The 18,483-nt window shown below is 36.2% G+C and carries 18 protein-coding genes and 1 riboswitch; of the genes, 3 read left to right on the top strand and 15 right to left on the bottom strand.

All coding sequences use genetic code 11. The annotated features are described in order from the left end of the window. The first annotated feature begins 43 nt into the window (after positions 1-43). Entirely contained in the window at positions 44-1,681 is a 1,638-nt protein-coding gene (locus tag IEX29_RS05685; protein WP_188733503.1) for a hypothetical protein, read from the top strand. A 142-nt stretch (positions 1,682-1,823) separates the two neighbouring features. Here IEX29_RS05685 and IEX29_RS05680 read toward each other — a convergent pair whose 3' ends face one another. From IEX29_RS05680 to IEX29_RS05670, 3 genes are all read right to left on the bottom strand, one after another. Continuing rightward, on the bottom strand, positions 1,824-2,258 hold the full coding sequence (locus IEX29_RS05680; protein ID WP_188733502.1) for a hypothetical protein: 435 nt from the start codon (positions 2,256-2,258) through the stop codon (positions 1,824-1,826). Between the two features lie 155 nt (positions 2,259-2,413). Next, positions 2,414-4,573, bottom strand: coding sequence for a DNA topoisomerase (locus IEX29_RS05675; protein WP_188733501.1), 2,160 nt, complete (start codon positions 4,571-4,573; stop codon positions 2,414-2,416). Positions 4,574-4,791: 218 nt separating this feature from the next. Next, positions 4,792-5,511, bottom strand: coding sequence for a hypothetical protein (locus IEX29_RS05670; protein ID WP_188733500.1), 720 nt, complete (start codon positions 5,509-5,511; stop codon positions 4,792-4,794). 705 nt (positions 5,512-6,216) lie between these two features. On the opposite strand from IEX29_RS05670, the gene IEX29_RS05665 reads away from it, so the two are divergent. Next, positions 6,217-6,366, top strand: coding sequence for a hypothetical protein (locus IEX29_RS05665; RefSeq protein WP_188733499.1), 150 nt, complete (start codon positions 6,217-6,219; stop codon positions 6,364-6,366). A 136-nt stretch (positions 6,367-6,502) separates the two neighbouring features. On the opposite strand, the gene IEX29_RS05660 is transcribed toward IEX29_RS05665, so the two are convergent. Then, positions 6,503-7,726 (bottom strand): MFS transporter, encoded by a 1,224-nt coding sequence (locus tag IEX29_RS05660; RefSeq protein ID WP_188733498.1) that lies wholly within the window; start codon positions 7,724-7,726, stop codon positions 6,503-6,505. Between the two features lie 495 nt (positions 7,727-8,221). Between IEX29_RS05660 and IEX29_RS05655 the strand changes: the two genes are divergently transcribed. Beyond that, complete coding sequence (locus IEX29_RS05655) at positions 8,222-8,971, top strand: YdeJ family lipoprotein (RefSeq protein WP_188733497.1); 750 nt, start codon at positions 8,222-8,224, stop codon at positions 8,969-8,971. Between the two features lie 131 nt (positions 8,972-9,102). Here IEX29_RS05655 and IEX29_RS05650 read toward each other — a convergent pair whose 3' ends face one another. From IEX29_RS05650 to IEX29_RS05600, 11 genes are all read right to left on the bottom strand, one after another. Beyond that, positions 9,103-9,975 (bottom strand): helix-turn-helix domain-containing protein, encoded by an 873-nt coding sequence (locus IEX29_RS05650; RefSeq protein ID WP_188733496.1) that lies wholly within the window; start codon positions 9,973-9,975, stop codon positions 9,103-9,105. A 269-nt stretch (positions 9,976-10,244) separates the two neighbouring features. Then, positions 10,245-11,153, bottom strand: a complete 909-nt coding sequence (locus tag IEX29_RS05645) for a sensor histidine kinase (protein ID WP_188733495.1) — start codon at positions 11,151-11,153, stop codon at positions 10,245-10,247. A gap of 17 nt (positions 11,154-11,170) precedes the next feature. Continuing rightward, positions 11,171-11,920, bottom strand: a complete 750-nt coding sequence (locus IEX29_RS05640; protein ID WP_188733494.1) for an ABC transporter permease — start codon at positions 11,918-11,920, stop codon at positions 11,171-11,173. Further along, positions 11,917-12,834, bottom strand: a complete 918-nt coding sequence (locus IEX29_RS05635; protein ID WP_188733493.1) for an ATP-binding cassette domain-containing protein — start codon at positions 12,832-12,834, stop codon at positions 11,917-11,919. Before IEX29_RS05635 ends, IEX29_RS05640 begins: the two co-directional genes overlap by 4 nt. Before the next feature lie 106 nt (positions 12,835-12,940). Next, positions 12,941-13,621, bottom strand: coding sequence for a response regulator transcription factor (locus IEX29_RS05630; protein ID WP_188733492.1), 681 nt, complete (start codon positions 13,619-13,621; stop codon positions 12,941-12,943). 5 nt (positions 13,622-13,626) lie between these two features. Then, positions 13,627-13,998, bottom strand: a complete 372-nt coding sequence (locus IEX29_RS05625; protein ID WP_188733491.1) for a cupin domain-containing protein — start codon at positions 13,996-13,998, stop codon at positions 13,627-13,629. Positions 13,999-14,032: 34 nt separating this feature from the next. Beyond that, positions 14,033-14,833: a GNAT family N-acetyltransferase gene (locus tag IEX29_RS05620; protein WP_188733490.1), complete on the bottom strand. Its 801-nt coding sequence runs from the start codon at positions 14,831-14,833 to the stop codon at positions 14,033-14,035. A 49-nt stretch (positions 14,834-14,882) separates the two neighbouring features. Beyond that, positions 14,883-15,356, bottom strand: a complete 474-nt coding sequence (locus IEX29_RS05615; protein ID WP_188733489.1) for a GNAT family N-acetyltransferase — start codon at positions 15,354-15,356, stop codon at positions 14,883-14,885. A 183-nt stretch (positions 15,357-15,539) separates the two neighbouring features. Continuing rightward, complete coding sequence (locus tag IEX29_RS05610) at positions 15,540-16,655, bottom strand: 5-methyltetrahydropteroyltriglutamate--homocysteine S-methyltransferase (RefSeq protein WP_188733488.1); 1,116 nt, start codon at positions 16,653-16,655, stop codon at positions 15,540-15,542. A gap of 93 nt (positions 16,656-16,748) precedes the next feature. Then, positions 16,749-16,850: riboswitch (SAM riboswitch) on the bottom strand. A 253-nt stretch (positions 16,851-17,103) separates the two neighbouring features. Continuing rightward, positions 17,104-17,850 carry a Fic family protein gene (locus IEX29_RS05605; protein WP_188733487.1) on the bottom strand — a complete coding sequence of 249 codons (747 nt, stop codon included), beginning with the start codon at positions 17,848-17,850 and terminating at the stop codon, positions 17,104-17,106. Positions 17,851-18,143: 293 nt separating this feature from the next. Then, positions 18,144-18,467: a hypothetical protein gene (locus IEX29_RS05600; protein WP_188733486.1), complete on the bottom strand. Its 324-nt coding sequence runs from the start codon at positions 18,465-18,467 to the stop codon at positions 18,144-18,146. Positions 18,468-18,483: the final 16 nt, after the last annotated feature.

Here is an 18,483-nt window from a genome sequence, read left to right as displayed (position 1 = left end):
AGAATAATATTGTTTATATCAAATCATGCAGGAGATAAGGAAAATGGCACCTAAACAAAAAAATAATAGCGGTTTTTCAAAAGGCTGGATTTTCTTTTCTATTCCTTTTCTGATTCCTTTTATCATCATTGGATTTATGTTTTATAAAGGCTATACAGAATTTCAGCCGGAAAAAGAGCGGGCAGACCAATTACTCCATGAGGCTGAAGCTTTGAGTGAGAGTGTAAATGGAATTTCGGAATATTATATGTTACCAAACGGTCATGGTCTAACAGCCAGATCAGCTGACGGCACTATTTTGCTGGAAGAGGTGGATCCTGCTGCCAATACAATTGTTCAAACAGAGCAGCTTGATAGCGATATTTTTATGCGTTCCTTTGTATCCTATCAAAAAGATGGATTGGTCTTTATTACAAAAGCTAATGATAATAATATGATTAAAGCCTATTACTATGAATCTGGTAAAGAATTAACAAAATTGGATATCCCGGAAATCCAAGCAGAGGGATACTTGGAAAGCCATGTGCTCAGCCACCAGGGTACTATTTACTTACTTGGAAAAAAGAATGACGGGAGCTTCTCTTTATATAGTATTCATGATGTACAGCTTGAGGAAATAGACTTAACGGAGAATGAACAAATTGTTGATCTTGTAGATGCTAAACTATATTATTCAAGCTCGTTTACAGATTTATTGCCTGCTGTGGAGCTAAGCTTATATGATCAATCACAATTTATGCTGACCTTTTCGCCAAAAGCCGACGAGAGATTTCTTATCCCGGAAGCGGCGAGTTTTTGGGAAACAGAGGAAGAAGCTGTTTCCAAGCTGTATCAAGGAAAAGAATCTACTGTTATACGCATAGCTGATAATCAACTTGTCCAATATGATATTCATACACATACCGTACAAAATGAAATCCCGACACCTGAGCCAATTTATTATCCAAATCTGATTCAGCTTGATACAAGTCTGACCCTGGTCATTGGCAGAAAATCTGTCGAGGAATCATCTGCACTTATTGGATATGTTTTTAACCAAGCAGGTGAAGAGATGGTTGCAGACCTGACAAAGATGCTGCAGGGGCAGTCTTTCGATTATAGTAATGATGCATTTTTTGCACAGGCTACTGAAGAAGAGCTTTATATCGCTTCGGATAGAGCTGCCATATCTGTCAATTTAGCAGACCCGTCAGTCAGCGAATTATTAACCCCGGAATCAGTGGAGAAAAGCTATCTTGCTTTAGCAGAAGAAAAGCAGCAGCAAGCTGAAAAACTCACACAGGATTCAAATACTTTCTCTAAAGACAGACTGCTTCAATATATTCGTGAAGATTCAGCTGGTCAAACATTCACTATAATTATTGCTTTTTGGGTTGGTATTCCGTTGCTTATTATGATAATTATCTTCATGTTCTCCAAGCTTAGTAAATGGAAACGAAAACGCATATTAAATAATGGCGGTATCAAAGTACGGGCAAAAATTACGCAAATTAATCAAACTGGTACTTATATTAATGAGCAGCCGCAGGTACGCATGAAGGTAGAGTTTACCTATCAGCATAATCTTATTCAACGAGAGGTAAAGCAGGTCGTCAGTTTACTGTATCCGCCAAGACCAGGTGATTTTGTTGATCTTCTTTATGATCCTCGAAGCGGGAAGGTATATCTTTGGAAGGATTAATCATTATTTTCAGTTGTAAAGCAGGCATCTGGAATGCATTCTGGATGCTTTTTTTTTATAAAAAATAGATGAACTACCTTAACAAAAAAGCTGCCCTACGAAGTAAAACACCCCATAGACAGCTTATCTGTCTGCAAAACATTTATTGTGACATTTTTTTCTTTTCTGAGAATAACTTTCCTCTTTCCAGCCATTTTTGTTTAGCTGCTTTTCTTCTCTTTACTTCCTCTTTTATGAGTCTTGGGAAGGTGTCTTCTGCAAAATCCTGTACACTGTCCCAATCTAAGAAAAAGAGAACTTTCATATCCTTTGAACCATCTTCATTACGACGTTTATTTAAACACACACCAAAAATCCGGTCCGATTTCTCAATCATCCTTTGAAATAAGAGGGGATGTTTTTCCTGATCTCTATACAGCTCTTCAACCATTCCCATATAATGCGAATCATAACGGTGGAATGGCGTATCAGCATCAATGCTTTTACTGCTGCGGTATACTTTACGGTTATTTGCGTAAATCCATATTAATGTACCATAATCCAGATTTTCCTTTGTGCTTACGATAACCTTTTTCATGTTGGGCATCCTGTCTAGAGGAAAATTTAGCATGGTAAATACAATTCTTTATATCTCCGTTTATTAAAATAATGCTACCTCTGCCTTTCATTATACACTATATCCCGGTTAAAAGCTTGAAAACTTGGGAATGCGCACATCCATCCCGGATCGATTCACTTGGAGAATTCCATTTTCCAGCTATAATAGTCATTTTCTTTATTTTTCTCATAGCTTAAATAAGCATTGAATTTCTTACCTTTTTTACTTGTCAGCCCCTTCACAAAAACTTTCTTCTCTTTCAATAGCTTTTTCACCATGGTTTTCGTCGGTTTCTTCCGCATCGAGGCTAAATATTTATCATTTTTCCAAATTGCAAAGGAACAGCCCTTCTTCCAATTATTACAGCTAAAGGCTTTATAACCGTCCATCACTTTGCCGCCGCACTCCGGGCATGTCCCCAATACTTCATTGGTTGCCTGTGTGGAGGCTACTTTATTAATAATAACGTCTTCTCCATGCTTAATGGTTTCCACAGACTCCGTTGTGAAATCAAAAACAAGCCTCAGAAACTCCTGTTTACTCCCTTTTCCTTTTTGAATATCTGATAATCCTTTTTCAAGACGGCCAGTGAATTCTAAATCAAACAGATTTTTCACAGGAAAAGTCTCAACAAGCCGGTTGCCAAGCTCTGTACAAAGTAAATGTTTGCTTTCCGTTGTAATATAGCCTACATCCTTCAATTTTTTAATGGTTTCTGCTCTTGTTGCAGCTGTGCCAATACTGAATCCGGTTAAAATACTGCCCAGCAGCTCTTCGCTTTCATCCTCTTTATAGCTTTTCCCGCATGTCTCCATCACACGCAGCAAGGTTCTTTCCGTATGGTGTTTTGGCGGTTTTGTTACATGAGAAGTGACTTCAGAGCCCGCTACATCGACAAGCTCCTCCTTGCTTACAGCTGGCAGCAAGGTATCCTTTGATTGGATTTTCTCTACTTTTTTCCAGCCTTCAATAAGCTGAACCTTTCCTTTTGAATGGAACACGCCAGGCAGTTCCACTGCCAGAATTTTTGTAACCAGCTTTGTTTCTTCATATTCAGCTATCGGCATAAATTGCATAATAAAGCGGTTTTTAATCGCTGTATACACGATTCCTTCGTCTGCTGAAAGTCGTTTCGGCTTCATATAGGTTGGAATAATTGCGCTATGGCTTTCCACTTTCGCGTTATTAAAAACACGCTTTGTTTTCATAAATTTAATTTCATCTTTATAAGGAAGCTCTTCAGAATGCACTTTTAACACATGGGCTGTTTTTCCAACTAAGCTCTCTTCCAGTGCAATACTTGAAGTTCTTGGATAAGTAATCAGCTTTTTCTCATAAAGTGATTGAGCCACCTTTAACACCTTATCAGAAGTCCATCCCTTGTACTTATTCGTTATAAAACCCTGCAGGTTGGATAAATTGAATAAAAACGGCGCGAATTCCTTTTTCTTCTCCACCTGCTTATCTGTAATAATGGCCTGCTTATTTTGAATTGCCTCGTGAACCGGCTCCAATAATTCTTTTTTCTTAAATTTATCCTCTTTCTTTTCTGTATAAATACCTTCATATTCCTGTTTATCTGCTGTCTGAAAGGTTGCAGTCAGTTTAAAATAATCTTCAGGTTTGAAGTTTTTTATCTCCTGATCGCGGTCATAGATGATTTTTAATGTTGGCAGGAGTACTCTTCCTATATTGAGTGCTTTACTTTTCCCCTGCTGATATTTTAAAGTTGCTACGGAGGTCAGATTAATGCCGATAACCCAATCAGCCCATTGCCTGCTGACCCCTGCATCCCGCAACGGCTGCATCTCCGCATTCAGCTTGAGATTTTCCAGACCCTGCAGCACCTCATTTTGCGTCCATTCATTCAAGAGCAGGCGATACACCGCAGCCTTTGGTTTCTTACCGCCCCGGTAGATGATACTGTCAGCAATCAGCTGCCCTTCCCGGTCATAATCACATGCCGAAATAATTGCTTCTACATCATTCCGTGTCATCAGAGTATGGATTGTTTTTAACTGCTTTGCAGCTCCGCCATCTGTCTGTGACCGGTTTCTGGGACTGCTTTTTATCTTATATTTAAATTCAGAAGGGATAAAAGGAAAATTATCCATTTTCCAGCTTCGCATCTTTCCATCATAGTCCTTCGCATCGTACAACTCGACCAGATGACCAAATGCCCAGGTAATGACATAGTTATCTCCTTCAAAATAGCCATCCTTTTTGTTTTTTATTTTTAATGCGTCTGCAATATTTTTTGCGACGGATGGTTTTTCCGCTAAAATTAATTTCATTGATTTCACCTATTTATTGTTAATGTTTTTTCAAGCTTAACATGTTTAGATTAATTAAGAAATAAACGTTCACTTAGAAGTCGTATTGCCATACTTCAATTTATAAAACACAGTATTTGAAAATGAAACAGGAGCATATTTTGCGATTAAAATTCTTTCTTCTTTCGATATATGCTGTTGATCAAGGAAATGCTTAAAAACTTCAAACTCGGACATATCTATTTTTTTGGAAAAGGTTTTTGATAAGCTAATCTATACTTCTTTTCCAGCAGGAGCCAACGTTTTCGGAAAGTATCTCTCTCATCCTTCGTTTTTTCTCTTTTAACTTGCTCCTGCAGAAGCCGTTCTTTCGCTTCCGATTCACCAAGTTTGTATATTAATAGAAAGTCCATTTCACTTATTTTTGAGCATAAATTATTGGCATGGATGATTGACATATCCTCGAACTCCTCAATATCACTTATCAACTCATAAATTAAATCATGCATATCGTTCGTTTCCATGTAATCATCATTATAAATTTTTACCGCTAATAGCTCCAATACTTCGTTCCCCAGTTTATTAAAGTAGTCATAATGCGCGTTACGGTATTGTTCTTCAAACCAATCTGAATACTTTTCTCTATAAGTCTCGTGGAATAATCCATAATGGGAACTGTACGTTGCTACAGTATTCCCAGTGTATTCTTCTAAAAATTCTTCCACCTTTTCATAATCTGCCAGATTAAAATTTTCATCTATTTGACAACGGAACAGAGTTCCAGAAAAGTCCCACGGTGGATCAAATTCATGTGAGACATAATACTTTACACCTGTCATTAAATCATAGGAGAGAAGCGAAGAAAATAATTGCATGATTTCGGTTTCTGTCTGCTCAGCTACTTCATCTAAATCTCTTTCAATTTTTTTTATAATCAATGTTGAATCCATATTTATCATTCAGCAGCCTCCATATTCAATTTTTATTATTAACCAATCAATGAATAAGTACTTACAATTGTAACTTCGACCTTTTCGCTTGATAAATCAATCAAATATTATTGCCTCAACTTGTCGTCCACTTTTGTAAATACGGATGCATTCGGTGTCCTTTTTCACCCAGTTTTGCAAGGTTCGATAAATAGCCATTTCATTTTCATACCCTTTAGGAACGTTTGTTCTTATTACCCTATCCTATCACAGAAAGGGGTAAAATACCACTATTCTGAAAGTGGGTAACAACTTTTTGGGACTGTTCATGATATGCTTATGCTGTTAAATATTTCTTTGGGTTTTCTTAACAGCTAAATGTATAAAGTATTAAAACCGCCAATTCACCTCCCACCTAAAATTCGCTGATATTTTTGAGGAAGGAGTACTCTTAGCTGAAATGATAGATGGTATATTTTTTTTAATAAATTTTTGAACTTGATCTTGTTTTGAAATTCTCCATTAAATCTCGCCCTTATAGCTGTTCTGTAAATAAATGTCTGACTTATTGACATTCTGCTTCATTATAAAATGTGTTTAAAAATTCTACCTTTGCAGTAGAAATTTGAAAATATGCAGTCAATAAAAGGAATAGCAGTCCGAAACTTATAATTTATATGTGTATGGTTAAACTAATTATATAAATTATCATGAATATTTACAGGAGGTGCCATAATGTCTGAACAAAATAAAAATCGCAACAAGGATAAAGGAAAACAAAATAATCGCAATAAGCATAATAAAACAGGCCATGATACGGAATTTGCAAGTGAAAAAAGTGAATTTCTGAACTTGGATAATAAGAAAAACAAGCGAAAAAGATAATATATCTTTGCAAAAATTGCTGAGTCAATGCATTAAACTTTGACTTAGTTTTTTTTGCTAAATAATTGCGGAAATATCCTTCTTTTAAGTGATTGCTCCCTCACTTCAATATACTTTCAAGAAAAATATTTACTCCTTACCACTCAAGCTTTTCCACCTTATCAATATCAGGCAGGTTTTGAATACTCCGATTAAACAAGTAAAAACCTCCTAAAATAATTAAGCCTATTCCAAATAAACATAGTACAAAAATAGGTGATGCAAGCTCTGTTAAAAAACCTCCAGCCAGTGAACCTATAGGCATTGCAAAACTAATAATACTTTCAATAGCTGTATTCACCCTTCCCAGCATTTTTTCTTCAGGAAGCTTTTGAAAAAGAACTGTAAACAGAACATTGATGGCACCAATAAATGCATAGGATATAGCCAATAAAATATAAAAAATAATTTCTGACAGCTGAATGCTGAACACCATCAAAAGCCAAGTGCATCCAGATAATATAAACCCGGCAGACATCATGATACCTAATCGCTGCTTTGTCCTGAATTTATCTATAAATAACGCACCCAGCATTGAGCCTAACCCTAAGAATGCAATTGTCAAGCCGTATGTTGACGGACCATTTCCATATTGATTTGCAAAGGACGGGAGCGTCACAAGGATCATGGCAAATAAAAAGTTAATAATTGTCAATGGAATTAGAAATGCCCGCAGCAGAGGATGATTAACCACCTTTAATCCTTCCAGCAATTCCTTTTTATAATTATTTCCTTCACCCTCCCTCTTTTCTTTTGAAATATTCACTTTCAACAGCAACATTAAAAATATAGGAATAAGAAAAAACACTAAATTTAAGCTATACAGCATTGAGATTGCAAGAAAACCAATCAGAATGCCAGATAAGCCATTGAAAACAAAATCCAGCCCTTGATAAGCCACTGACATAACAGAATTCGCTTTAACTAACTGGCTTTTTTTAACAACCTTTGGTATCAGAACATTTTCAATTGGATAGACGACTTCAGAAAAAATAGTTAAAAAAAAGATGATAAAAAGTAACATCCATACATTCATGTCACCGATACCCACGGTAATTAAAATGACTCCAAGCAGAAGGACTTGCAGGATACTTGCAAAAATATATAATTTTTTAGGATTACTACGGTCAATTAATGGACCAAAAAGCACATTGAAGATAGAAGGAAGTGTAAATAGAAATCCAGCCAGCCCTGTTAACATTGGAGAACCGCTTATTTCTAAAATCGCCCACATGGAAACAATATAAAAAATGCTGTCACCGATATTGGATGAAATTCTTGACCAAAGTAACAATTGAAAGTTTTTATTTTTAAATAACATAATGATTCCTCTTTTCTGCAAAATCTTTTTTCACATAATAAGAGAGGAGACAGCGTTTTATTTTATATGAAAGAACACCAAAAAAAGACTGCTCAATTAACAAACAGTCTTCCCCGTCAAATTAATGAAAAAGAATAGTTAAATCAGCTGTGAAACATACTTATTTTGCTAAAATTGGACAGACCTCTCCCGTTGTCAGCAAAACAAGCATAATGACACAGGTGAAAACAATCGCATATCCTGTTTTTTCACATGTGTTCACAGCTATTACATCCATTCTTTTTCACCTCCGTTCTTTATTTAAAGTTACTTTACCATTATTTTCATCCGCAGTAAAGCTTTCATTTAACGGGCTCTTAAAAATTACTTTGACTTTCGAAGTTTTACAACTCAACTATAATACTTTATGATAAATTTATCGTGTTTATTTATTTATTGAATTAGGAATCATAAGATTATTGCAATTTTCAATTAAAAGAAAGGAAAGGTCGTAAAATGATGAAACGAATGAAATTTACCTGCTGCGGTCTTCTACTTCTGTCCATCACCTTTGTACTGATTGCCTGCTCGAATGATACAAACGAGAGCGATAATAATGATTCAGCAACAAATGAAACGACAGAAGAACCAAACGCAGCAGAGGATGGCAATTTGGCAGATGAGAATGAATCTGATAAGAATACTGCAACAGACGATTCCTCTGAAGATGATGCGGAGAATGATTCTAATAATAATACAAGTGAAGAATCGGAAACGGATTCATCCGACGACATCTCAGCTGAAAACGAAGAAAATAATGGCAGTTCTTCAGGAGAAGATGAAGATAATGCATTATCCAGCTATTCCCCCGAAGAAATTGAATATGCCCGCGTTTGGCTGCAGCTTGGACCAAATCAGGATATCGATGAATTATATGTAGATCATGTTCCTGCCGGTACACCGCTTGATCCAAATGATGAGGAGAATGATGTCAGCTATCCGGAAGATGTTATTCAGGTATCCGGTTCCCGTATTGTAGATGGCATGGTAACATATAGCGGCAATGGCGACGGCTCCATTAATGTCTATAACATTCCATACGGAAACCGCTGGTATGGAGGCACACCCCGCCCTGATGATATTGATTTAGAAGACGTCAAAGAGGAAATGAGAGATATGCTTAAAAATCCAGAATTAGTCTCTATTGATCCCGGGGATGATGAAGCAGTTATCAATATTATCGAAAAAATGTATATTATTGAATGATAGTCCTGCAGCCATTGATCAAATCGCAGTATTTAAAATAGAATGATGAGGGATACAATAGAGCGGATAGAAAATGTTGATTCTATCCGCTCTATTGTATATATAGTAATCCTTATCCGCAATATACATTCCTATACCGACTTATACTCCTCCAAAATTCCCTTCACAATATTGACCATCTTCGTATTCCCCTGAACCTCATACAAAGTCTTTGCTGTTTGAATATAGCCCAAGCCTTCCTCTTTCCTATTTAACTTCACCAGATTATTACCAGTCTGATAATAGCTGTCCGGAAGCATATAGAGTGTATTTCTTTTCACACAAATAGATATCGCCCGTAAACTATACGATTTGGATTCGTTGTATTCTCCTAAATAAGTCAGCGTCTGTGATAAACCGAAAAGAATTTTCAGCTCTGTTTCAAAATCATCCATTTCTTCCATTTCCTCTAGCTGGTTCCAGGCTTCTTTATATAACTGGTAAGCTTTTTCATAGTCTTTTTCATCCTGATATATACTGGCAATACTTGTTTTTACATTAATATTCAGCAGTTTATCAGCGGCAGTGTTTTCTTCTGCCAATAAATCCTTCAGCATCCGTACACTTTCTTTAAAGTTATTTGTTAAATGATAAAGCGAAATGCCTTTATGCCATAATAAATAACGGCGTTCATAAGGAGCGTATCTATTTGCATTAACCGTCAGCTCATTATCCACAATATATTTAATGGACGCGTAGTTTCTTTGTACTTTTAACTGCTTTATCATATTTTTTATTTCCATAAAATGTTCGTTGGACTTTAAAGGATTGGTTTCAAAGAAATAATTCATATCAACCAATAACCTTTTGCTTAGCTCAAACAAAACTAGGCTTGAAGGATTTAAAGCACCTTTTTCAATATTGCTGATTTGTGCCTGTGTACATATATCAGAAGCAAGCTCTTTCTGGGTAAGACCTAATTCCAGTCTTCTTTTTCTTATGTTGGTTCCAATATGAAATGCCATCACTCTGCCTCCATTATATTCATATGAATGTATTCTATTGTGAAATTTTCACAGTTGCTTTATAACTAAAAAATATTCATTGTTAATTATTTATATCATAAAGTTATAAGCAGTTCAACAGAGGCAGCTATGCTGTCGTATTATGTGGAAGAAAATCAAATTGAAATGCAAAAGATGCTTTCAATGCATATACTCTTGTCTAAAATGAGCAGCTGCATATAAAGCATCTTTGTAATAAAAAAGAATTTAGATAATATCTTTGCGACGAGTTATGTACCCTTCTTAAAGAATACAACGAGCTGAAATTTATCTCCCTTGACATTTGCATCTACCTTGCCTTCCAGTTTATAAATCAGCTGTCTGACAATATGCAGCCCCAATCCAAGCTGTCCTCCAGTTCTGCTGCTGTCCATGCGATATGTACGATCAAAAATCCGATCGAGCTTTGTTTTATCAAACTCAGAAATATCGTTTTCCGCCTCCAGCCTGATAAATGCCTCTCCCTCTGTAAGCTTGATGGTAAAATAGCTTTCAGCATATCGTAAGGCATTTTGAACAATGTTGCTGATAATCCGGTCAACTGCCTTTTTATCAGCCAAAATAGGGGAAACAGCAGTCTCGTCTATCTCTATTTCTAACTTACTTTCTTCAAAATCATGATAGAATATCAGCATTATTTCTACAATCAGTTCATTCAAGGAAATCTCCTCCATGTATAATTGCTGATCGGAGGAGTTTATTTGTGAAAGCTCATAAAATAAATCAACCATCATGGTCAGATTATCAATTTTCTTTTGAATAATAATCAAAAATTCTCTTTTCTCTGTATCTGACAAAGAGGAATCTGTCAGCAGCTCCGAAAACCCTTTAATCGATGTTAAAGGGGTTCTTAAATCATGTGAGAGATTGGTAATTTCTTGCTTTAATGCTTCCTCATTCTTTTGCTTACGCTGCTGATCCTGCTTAAATAATTGAATTAACTGATTGATATTCGCAATAAACCGAATCAGACCTCTGCTGTGTGTATTTGTACGGATTAATTCATTTGTACCAAAGTTCTCATTGATTTCTTTGAGCTGACTAGTTATCCTTCTGATATCCCAATGAAGTAACAACAGCATGCCGATACAAACAATTAATAATACACTCAATATAATGATAATCAACCAGCTGTTCACTTCTATCCCTCCATAAATCAACCAATATCCTGTTTCGTAAACGTTGCCGCTCCAATGAATAAAGCAATCACACTAATTACGATACCTGTCACCCAATAACGATAATCTAATTGCATAGATTGATTCATAAAGCTCATTAAATTGTCATTCAGCTGTGTACTTGGGGCAAATAAATAAAACTCATTCCATCCATTTATTTGGCGAAATACGAAATACAGCAAATCACCTGAGAAAATATAAATAAATACAATAATAATGATATTATATATGTCACTGATCTTCAGCATTTTCAATGTGTGTATCAATATAAAGCCACTAAGTACAATCGGCACCATATTAAAGCTGGCAATTAAGAAATTGCCGGTTGTCTCCGGCTCTTTAGCAAAAAGGATCTCTCCTAATCCAATCATCAAGAGTATACCAACTATACAAACGAACATAAAATAACATAAAGTCAGCATTAATTTCGACCAGAAGATACTACTTTGGGAAATACCAAAGGAGACAGCTTGTTTAGTAAGAGATATGTCCTTCCCTGTCAATGTTGCATTATACACAAAGGAAATAATTATAATCAGCACACCCATACCAAGAACATTTGAATAAAAAAACGAGCTTGTGCCATAAGGAAAATGAGCATCCACTTCATTAAAATAATACAGAACAAATGCTGCTGCAGTAATTAGAATAAAGCAAATAGCCGTCGTCAAATAAAGGCTTTTTTTACGCAGTAAGCGGTAATTTTCACTTTTTATATAGTTGATCATTTCTCTCCTGCCCCCTCCACCAATCCTAAGAAGTATTCCTCTAAATTCAATGCTTCCACACGGAATTCCATCACAAATACATCATTTTTGATTAAAAGCCGATTGATTTCTCCAGCCTCTTCTATATGATTTTGTATCGTGATAATCTGGTCAGGAAGGGATTTATATTGGATATCCTCATAGGCACGTTCTAAAAGCTGTGCGGTCTTTCCTGTGTCATCCACCTTTAAATGGATTTGTTTCCTGCTTTTTTCATCCAGAAGCTGCTTGCTGACATCCTCGACAATCACACCATTCTTGATAAATACAAAACGGGTTGCTACCAGCTGCAATTCCGTCAAAATATGGCTGGAAATCAAAATGGTTATTTTCTTTTCCTGGTTTAACTGAATTAATAGTCTGCGAATTTCCATAATACCTTCTGCATCTAAACCGTTAATTGGTTCATCAAGCACTAAACAATCCGGGCTGCTTAAGAGAGAAAGTGCAATCCCCAGCCGCTGCTTCATACCCATGGAGTATTCTCCAAATTTTTTCTTCTTCTGATTTGCCAGCCCGACAATTTCTAACACTTCATTTATCCGCTTTTTTTCTGCGACTCCTCTTTGAATCCGGAAGTACTCCAAATTATGAATGGCTGTAAAATCCGGAAAAAAGACGGGTGTCTCAATCATAAATCCCATTCTTCTTTTTGCTTGAACCATATCTTTGCCTGACTTTCCAAACAAGTAAATTTCTCCAGTTGTTGGCGTTAACTGTCCCGAGAGCATTTTAAAAATAGTTGATTTTCCGGCTCCATTTTTACCAATTAAAGCGCAAATCTCTCCTTTCTCCACAGAAAAATTCAGCGGTTTAATAACTTCATCCTGCTTAAACTTCTTCGTTAATGTATACGTCTGAATAACAGCACTCATTTTCTCGTCCCCCCCACTAAATGTTCTTAATAATTAGTTTAGCGCAGGGTTCTTTAAAATCCTTTAAGCAAATCATAAAGAATTCATAAAGAAAGGTAAAACCGCATTAAACCAACATGAAACCTATTCCCCAAATCGTTTTAATATACTCATCAGAGGTAATCTCTGCTATTTTTCTGCGCAGATTGGAAATATGGACACTAATCGTATTATCATCACCTACATAGGTGCCTCTCCAGATTTTTTCATAAATTTCCTTTTTTGAAAAGGCATGCTCTGGATGACTAATGAATAAGTATAAGATATCAAATTCGGCATTGGTTACCTGCAAAGGTTTATTCTCTAGTGTTACAGATAGCTTTTCCGGAAAAATTGTCAAACCCCGCCATGTTTTTGCCTCTGGCTGGCTCGGCTGAACAGCTGATTTCCGCAATTGAACCTCCACTCGGGCTTCAATCTCCTTCTGATGAAAAGGCTTGGTTATATAATCATCTGCTCCCATTTTTAAGACCTGAACCTTATCATCCATTCCTATTTTTGCAGAAATTACAATAATAGGAATTGTACTCTCCTCTCTGACCTGCATAATAAATTCTTCTCCACTTATCCCAGGTAACATCAAGTCTAATAAAACTAAATCGAATGTGTTGCTTTTCAGCTGCAGCAAACCTTCCGTACCAGAATATGCAGACACAGGTTTTATACCTATTTTTGTTAAAATAACTTGCAGCAGCTTACTGATTTCCTGATCATCTTCAATAATTAAAATTCGTTTATCCTCATTCATGTTTATCACTCGCTTTTGATAACATTCTTTAAAACAGGTACATTTTGAGCGTTTAAATTCTTTCCCTCTATAACGAAAGCACTCATCTGGGTATCCGTTCCGGCAGCATGGAATTCTCCTGTTTTCCAAAAAGCTGCTTTTCCAGAAGACAGTGAGATTCTATTCTCATCCTCATCGCAGACCCATCCTTCGCCGGATACAATCATAAAAAGCTGATCTGCCAGGGCCTCATGAAATGGAATTTTGTCATCCCTTCCAAGGTACATATATCCTGTTCGGATGTCATTAGCATCCAACAAAATACGATTAACAGTAAATTTCGTTGTTTTTGTATCTATTGATGCTCCATATTCTTTTTCAAAAGAAATAATTTTCAAAGCTATTCTCCCCTATCCGGATTTATATAGAAACTTATTCAGCTTCATAACGAAGCATTGTCCACATACCGATATCTTCAAATCCTAATCGTTTATAAATATTTCCTGCTGCCGGATTATCATAGAAAAGGCAAAGTGATTTTCCTTCTGCCAATAAGGTAATACATAACTTCTCCATACACTTCGTTGCAAAACCCCGCCGTTCATACCCCGGGCGTGTACATACGCCAACGATCATTGCAGAATGAGAATTCTCAGCAGTTGTGGATGCAGATGCAGCCATCGTTCCTTTTTCATCACGGACAAAATAGGTGCGTCCTGTTTTGTTTTTCTCCTCATTCTTTCTTGATTCAATAGTGATATTACTGGCTGCAAATTCAGGAATGGACGCAAGCATTTTTATATTCTCTTCATAATCAGCAGGCTTCAGATACTCTACCTGCTCTATTTGTTCCGAACTGACTGCATAGCTTAATTCTTCACAGGCAGCATAATACATCTCTCTATCTACACGAATAATTTTATCAATATATGTAAGCAATGGAGCCACAATATGTTTCAGACCACTTAGATTGCAACGTTGTTTATAGCTGTTAATAATCTCCGCAAACCCTTTCACATCATACTCGCTTTCGCTATAAATAATAAAATTTTCGCGATAGCGCAGGAGAACAGCAATTAGAATGTCCTTTTCCCATTGTCCCCAGACGTTTTGGACATCAGAATCGTAGCCAAATGCTTCAATATCACCGATTATAAATAAGTTTTCGGCAGCTACTGGCTCAATCAGCTCCATTACTTTTGCGTGATCCTCTTTTGTCAGTTTTCGTATCATCCTATTTCCTCCAATTAATTTGCTTTTGCTTTACTGCTGCTTCTATTCTTTATGTCAGCTCTTTTCTAAACAGAACTCTATCATTCTCTAATCCATCATAATTTGTTCTTACAGATATACCATCAATTATTTTATCACCTTGTTCAATGACAAATCCCATTTTTTGATGAAATGCAATGGATGTTTTATTTACTGGCGAAGTGATGCAGCGAACGATTTTCCGATCAGTCATTTTAACCTTGGCAAAAAAATTCTTATAAAGTATCTTCCCAATATCTTTCTTTCTATAATCCGGATGTACCCCAACAAAATGAATATAAGCTTCGTCTAAATGATCCTGCGATAAAAAACCAATGATAAAACCTATGATTTTCTCATCTTCTTCGGCGATAAAACTGGTATTTTTAAAATGGTTAAAAAATAATTTAGGCAGCATACCTGCCATATCACGGCCGCCCCACCACTCATTTATCTGTGGAATCAGGGTATCATAATCAGAACTTAATAAACTGCGAATCTTCATTTTATACCTCCTTCCTATGCTGTGATATTGAATAAATAAGTCCTATATTTCAATCATATATTTCTAATATATCAAAATATTATATTAATGTCTTTCTCCGATTAAACACATCTTTTATAAATTGGCATGAAAAAGGAGATTTGGGAAGGTCGCCTTTTCCCAAATCTCCATCTTTTCAAAATATTAATTCCATACATCTTCGGCGATTCGAACAACATGCCGGATCTTTTCCCACTGCTGTTCCTCACTCAATAAATTCCCTTCTTCAGTGGAAGCAAATCCGCATTGTGGACTGAGACAAAGCTGGTTCAATGGTACATACTCAGCAGCTTCTCCAATCCTTGCTTTTACAGCCTCTGGATCTTCCAGATCACTAAATTTCGATGTTATCAACCCCAGCACAATATATAAATCATTACGGTTTACATGGCGCAGTGGTTCAAATCCGCCTGATCGATCATCATCAAATTCCAGGAATAATCCATCCACCTGAAGGCCTCCAAAAATGGTTTCTGAAACTGCTTCATAACCGCCGCTCGACATATAGGTAGACTGGAAATTCCCCCGGCAAATATGCATCGTTACCAGCATATCTCCTGGTCTTTTGGCAATGGATTCATTGATTGCTCTTGCACACAGTTGAGCTGTTTTCTCCGGATCTCTCCCTTTTTCAATCAAAGAATTTCTGCCCTTCTCTGAGAAAAAGGTTGCCCAGGATGTATCATCCAGCTGCAGATAGCGGCAGCCTTCATCATATAATGCCTGGATCACTTCCTGATAAGCAGCGACTAGATCATCAATAATAGCTTCATCACTTTCATAAATTCCTTCCTCAAAATCCGCCCGAAAAAAGAGCATATTCGGACTTGGAATCGCAAATTTCGCAACAGCATCTCCAGCAATGTGGTGAAGAAATTTATAATGATCAATCATATAATGATCGCTGAAACCAATTTTACCTGTTACTTTAATGCCCCGTTTTTTAGTCTCCACACCTGTGAACTGTAAACCTTGGTCAGCCGTATAACCCTCTACACCATCTAAGCCTTCCAGAAAATCAAAATGCCACCAGGCGCGGCGGAATTCTCCATCTGTCACGGATTGAAGGCCAGCTTTTTTCTGCTGCTCCACCAGCTTGATAATCTCCTCATCTTCAATTTGACGCAGCTGCTCAGAAGTGATTTCCCCTTTTGCCAGTTGTGCACGTGCTTCTTTTAAACGCTTAGGGCGAAGAAAGCTCCCTACATGATCTGCTCTGAATGGAGCATGTGTATTTTTCGTTTCTGCTGATACTGTCATCCAATACCCCTTCCTCTTTATCTGTTATATTCATTCTATAATCCAAAAAACCCCTTCTGAAAATAGAAGAGGTTAGATAAGATAAATGGTCTCTTCTTATCTTCAAGCAAAATGCTTCTGGAATTAGCACAGTACAAATTAAAGTCTGCTGCTAAGGCTTCAGCGGGCCAGTCCCTCCACCTTTCTTGATAAGAATATATGGAATTATACGAATAATTACTGATTACTTTACATGGAAGAAATTAATTCGTCAAGGAGAATCCAAAATATTGGAAGCCTGCTGAAATTGATTTAGCCTCGGGAGTGCATTAACCTTTTTTATCAGAAAAAATTTTATAATCTTCGCTGGTAACAAAGGCGGACAGATACAAGCAGAAAGCTGCACCCTCCCTAGATACATTATTGTTAGTATACACTCCATTTAATTCTAAGCTATCAGGTATTTAATTTACATATCCTTTAAAAACTCTAAATTTTTCTCTAATGTATCTACTTCTCGTTCAGCTATAAACAATATAAAAGGATTATAATCTCCTTTTGCTCCAGAAGTATCCAGAACTTCGTAATACCTGAATCTATCGTCTTTTTCAATTGTAATTGGAGGAAACCCAAACTTCATCAATTCAAAATTCATTAACAATCTGGATGTTCTTCCATTGCCATCGGAAGAGGGGTGGATATTTACAAATTTAGCATGTAATAGACTGGCTTTTTCTACTGGATGTAAATCATTATTTTTTTTATACCAATCCATCAAATTATCCATTTCATCTTGAATTTTTTCATAAGATGGAGGTGTATGATTAGCACCTGTTATCAAAGCTGCAGTATTTCTATATTTGCCAGCGATTGTCCTATCTATCCCTTGCATCACAATGGCGTGAATATCTTTTATTGTACGCTGATTCAACGGGATATCATCATTTATTAATTCCTCCACATACTCAATAGCTTTTTTATGATTATTTGCTTCGGCGTGTTCACGAAAAGATTTGCCATGAATGGTGATACCATCTTCTAAAACTGCCTTTGTTTCATACAGAGTTAATGTATTTCCTTCAATTGCGTTGGAATGGTACGTATTTTTAATGTAGAAATCCTCTCTCATATCTTTTACGACTTCGTGAGGCAAAGGTCTTTTTTTATCTAATTGTTCTTTTAAAACACTGGATTTATTTAATAATTTCTTTGTCATATCCAAACAGATCACTCCCATCTTTTTCGTAAAAAAGCGTTAGGTTCTCCAGCTTTTAGATTTCTCAAAAAATATTTTAATGATTCCAAATTATGCTATTCACTATTGTACTATAATTGAAGTTCAATACAGCTGTTCATTATTTACTGAAGGATTATTATACAGAAATACTCTATCATCGTTCTACAACAAAAAAACCATAGCAATATCTATTAATTAGACACACTAATGGTTTGAAAGGATCTATTTATTACTCTATTCATTGAAATGTTTACCTTATTTGGCAAACCCATTCACTTAGCTTTTTTCAAAATATTCACATCTGCTCTGGTAGATAATAATTCTGTTGACAATACATCTAATTTAGAATCTACTTTGTCTACTTTTTCTTCTAATGATATGACTCTTGAATCTACTTTGTCTACCTTTTCTTCCAGTGAAGTGACCCTTAAATCCAGTTTGTCCACCTTTTCTTCCAGCGAAATAACTCTTGAATCCAGAGTCTCTACCTTCTCTTCCAGTGAAGTGACTTTTGAACCCAGATTATCTACTTTTTGTATTAATTCCTTTATAGCGAGCATTAAGGCTTCGTTTGTCACTTTTACTTCTTTACTCATGAAAAATCGCTCCTTC

It is taken from the genome of Oceanobacillus neutriphilus, assembly GCF_014645515.1.
In the GTDB taxonomy this organism is placed as follows: Bacteria; Bacillota; Bacilli; order Bacillales; family Amphibacillaceae; genus Oceanobacillus; species Oceanobacillus neutriphilus.
This window is presented reverse-complemented; position numbering and strand designations above follow the sequence as displayed.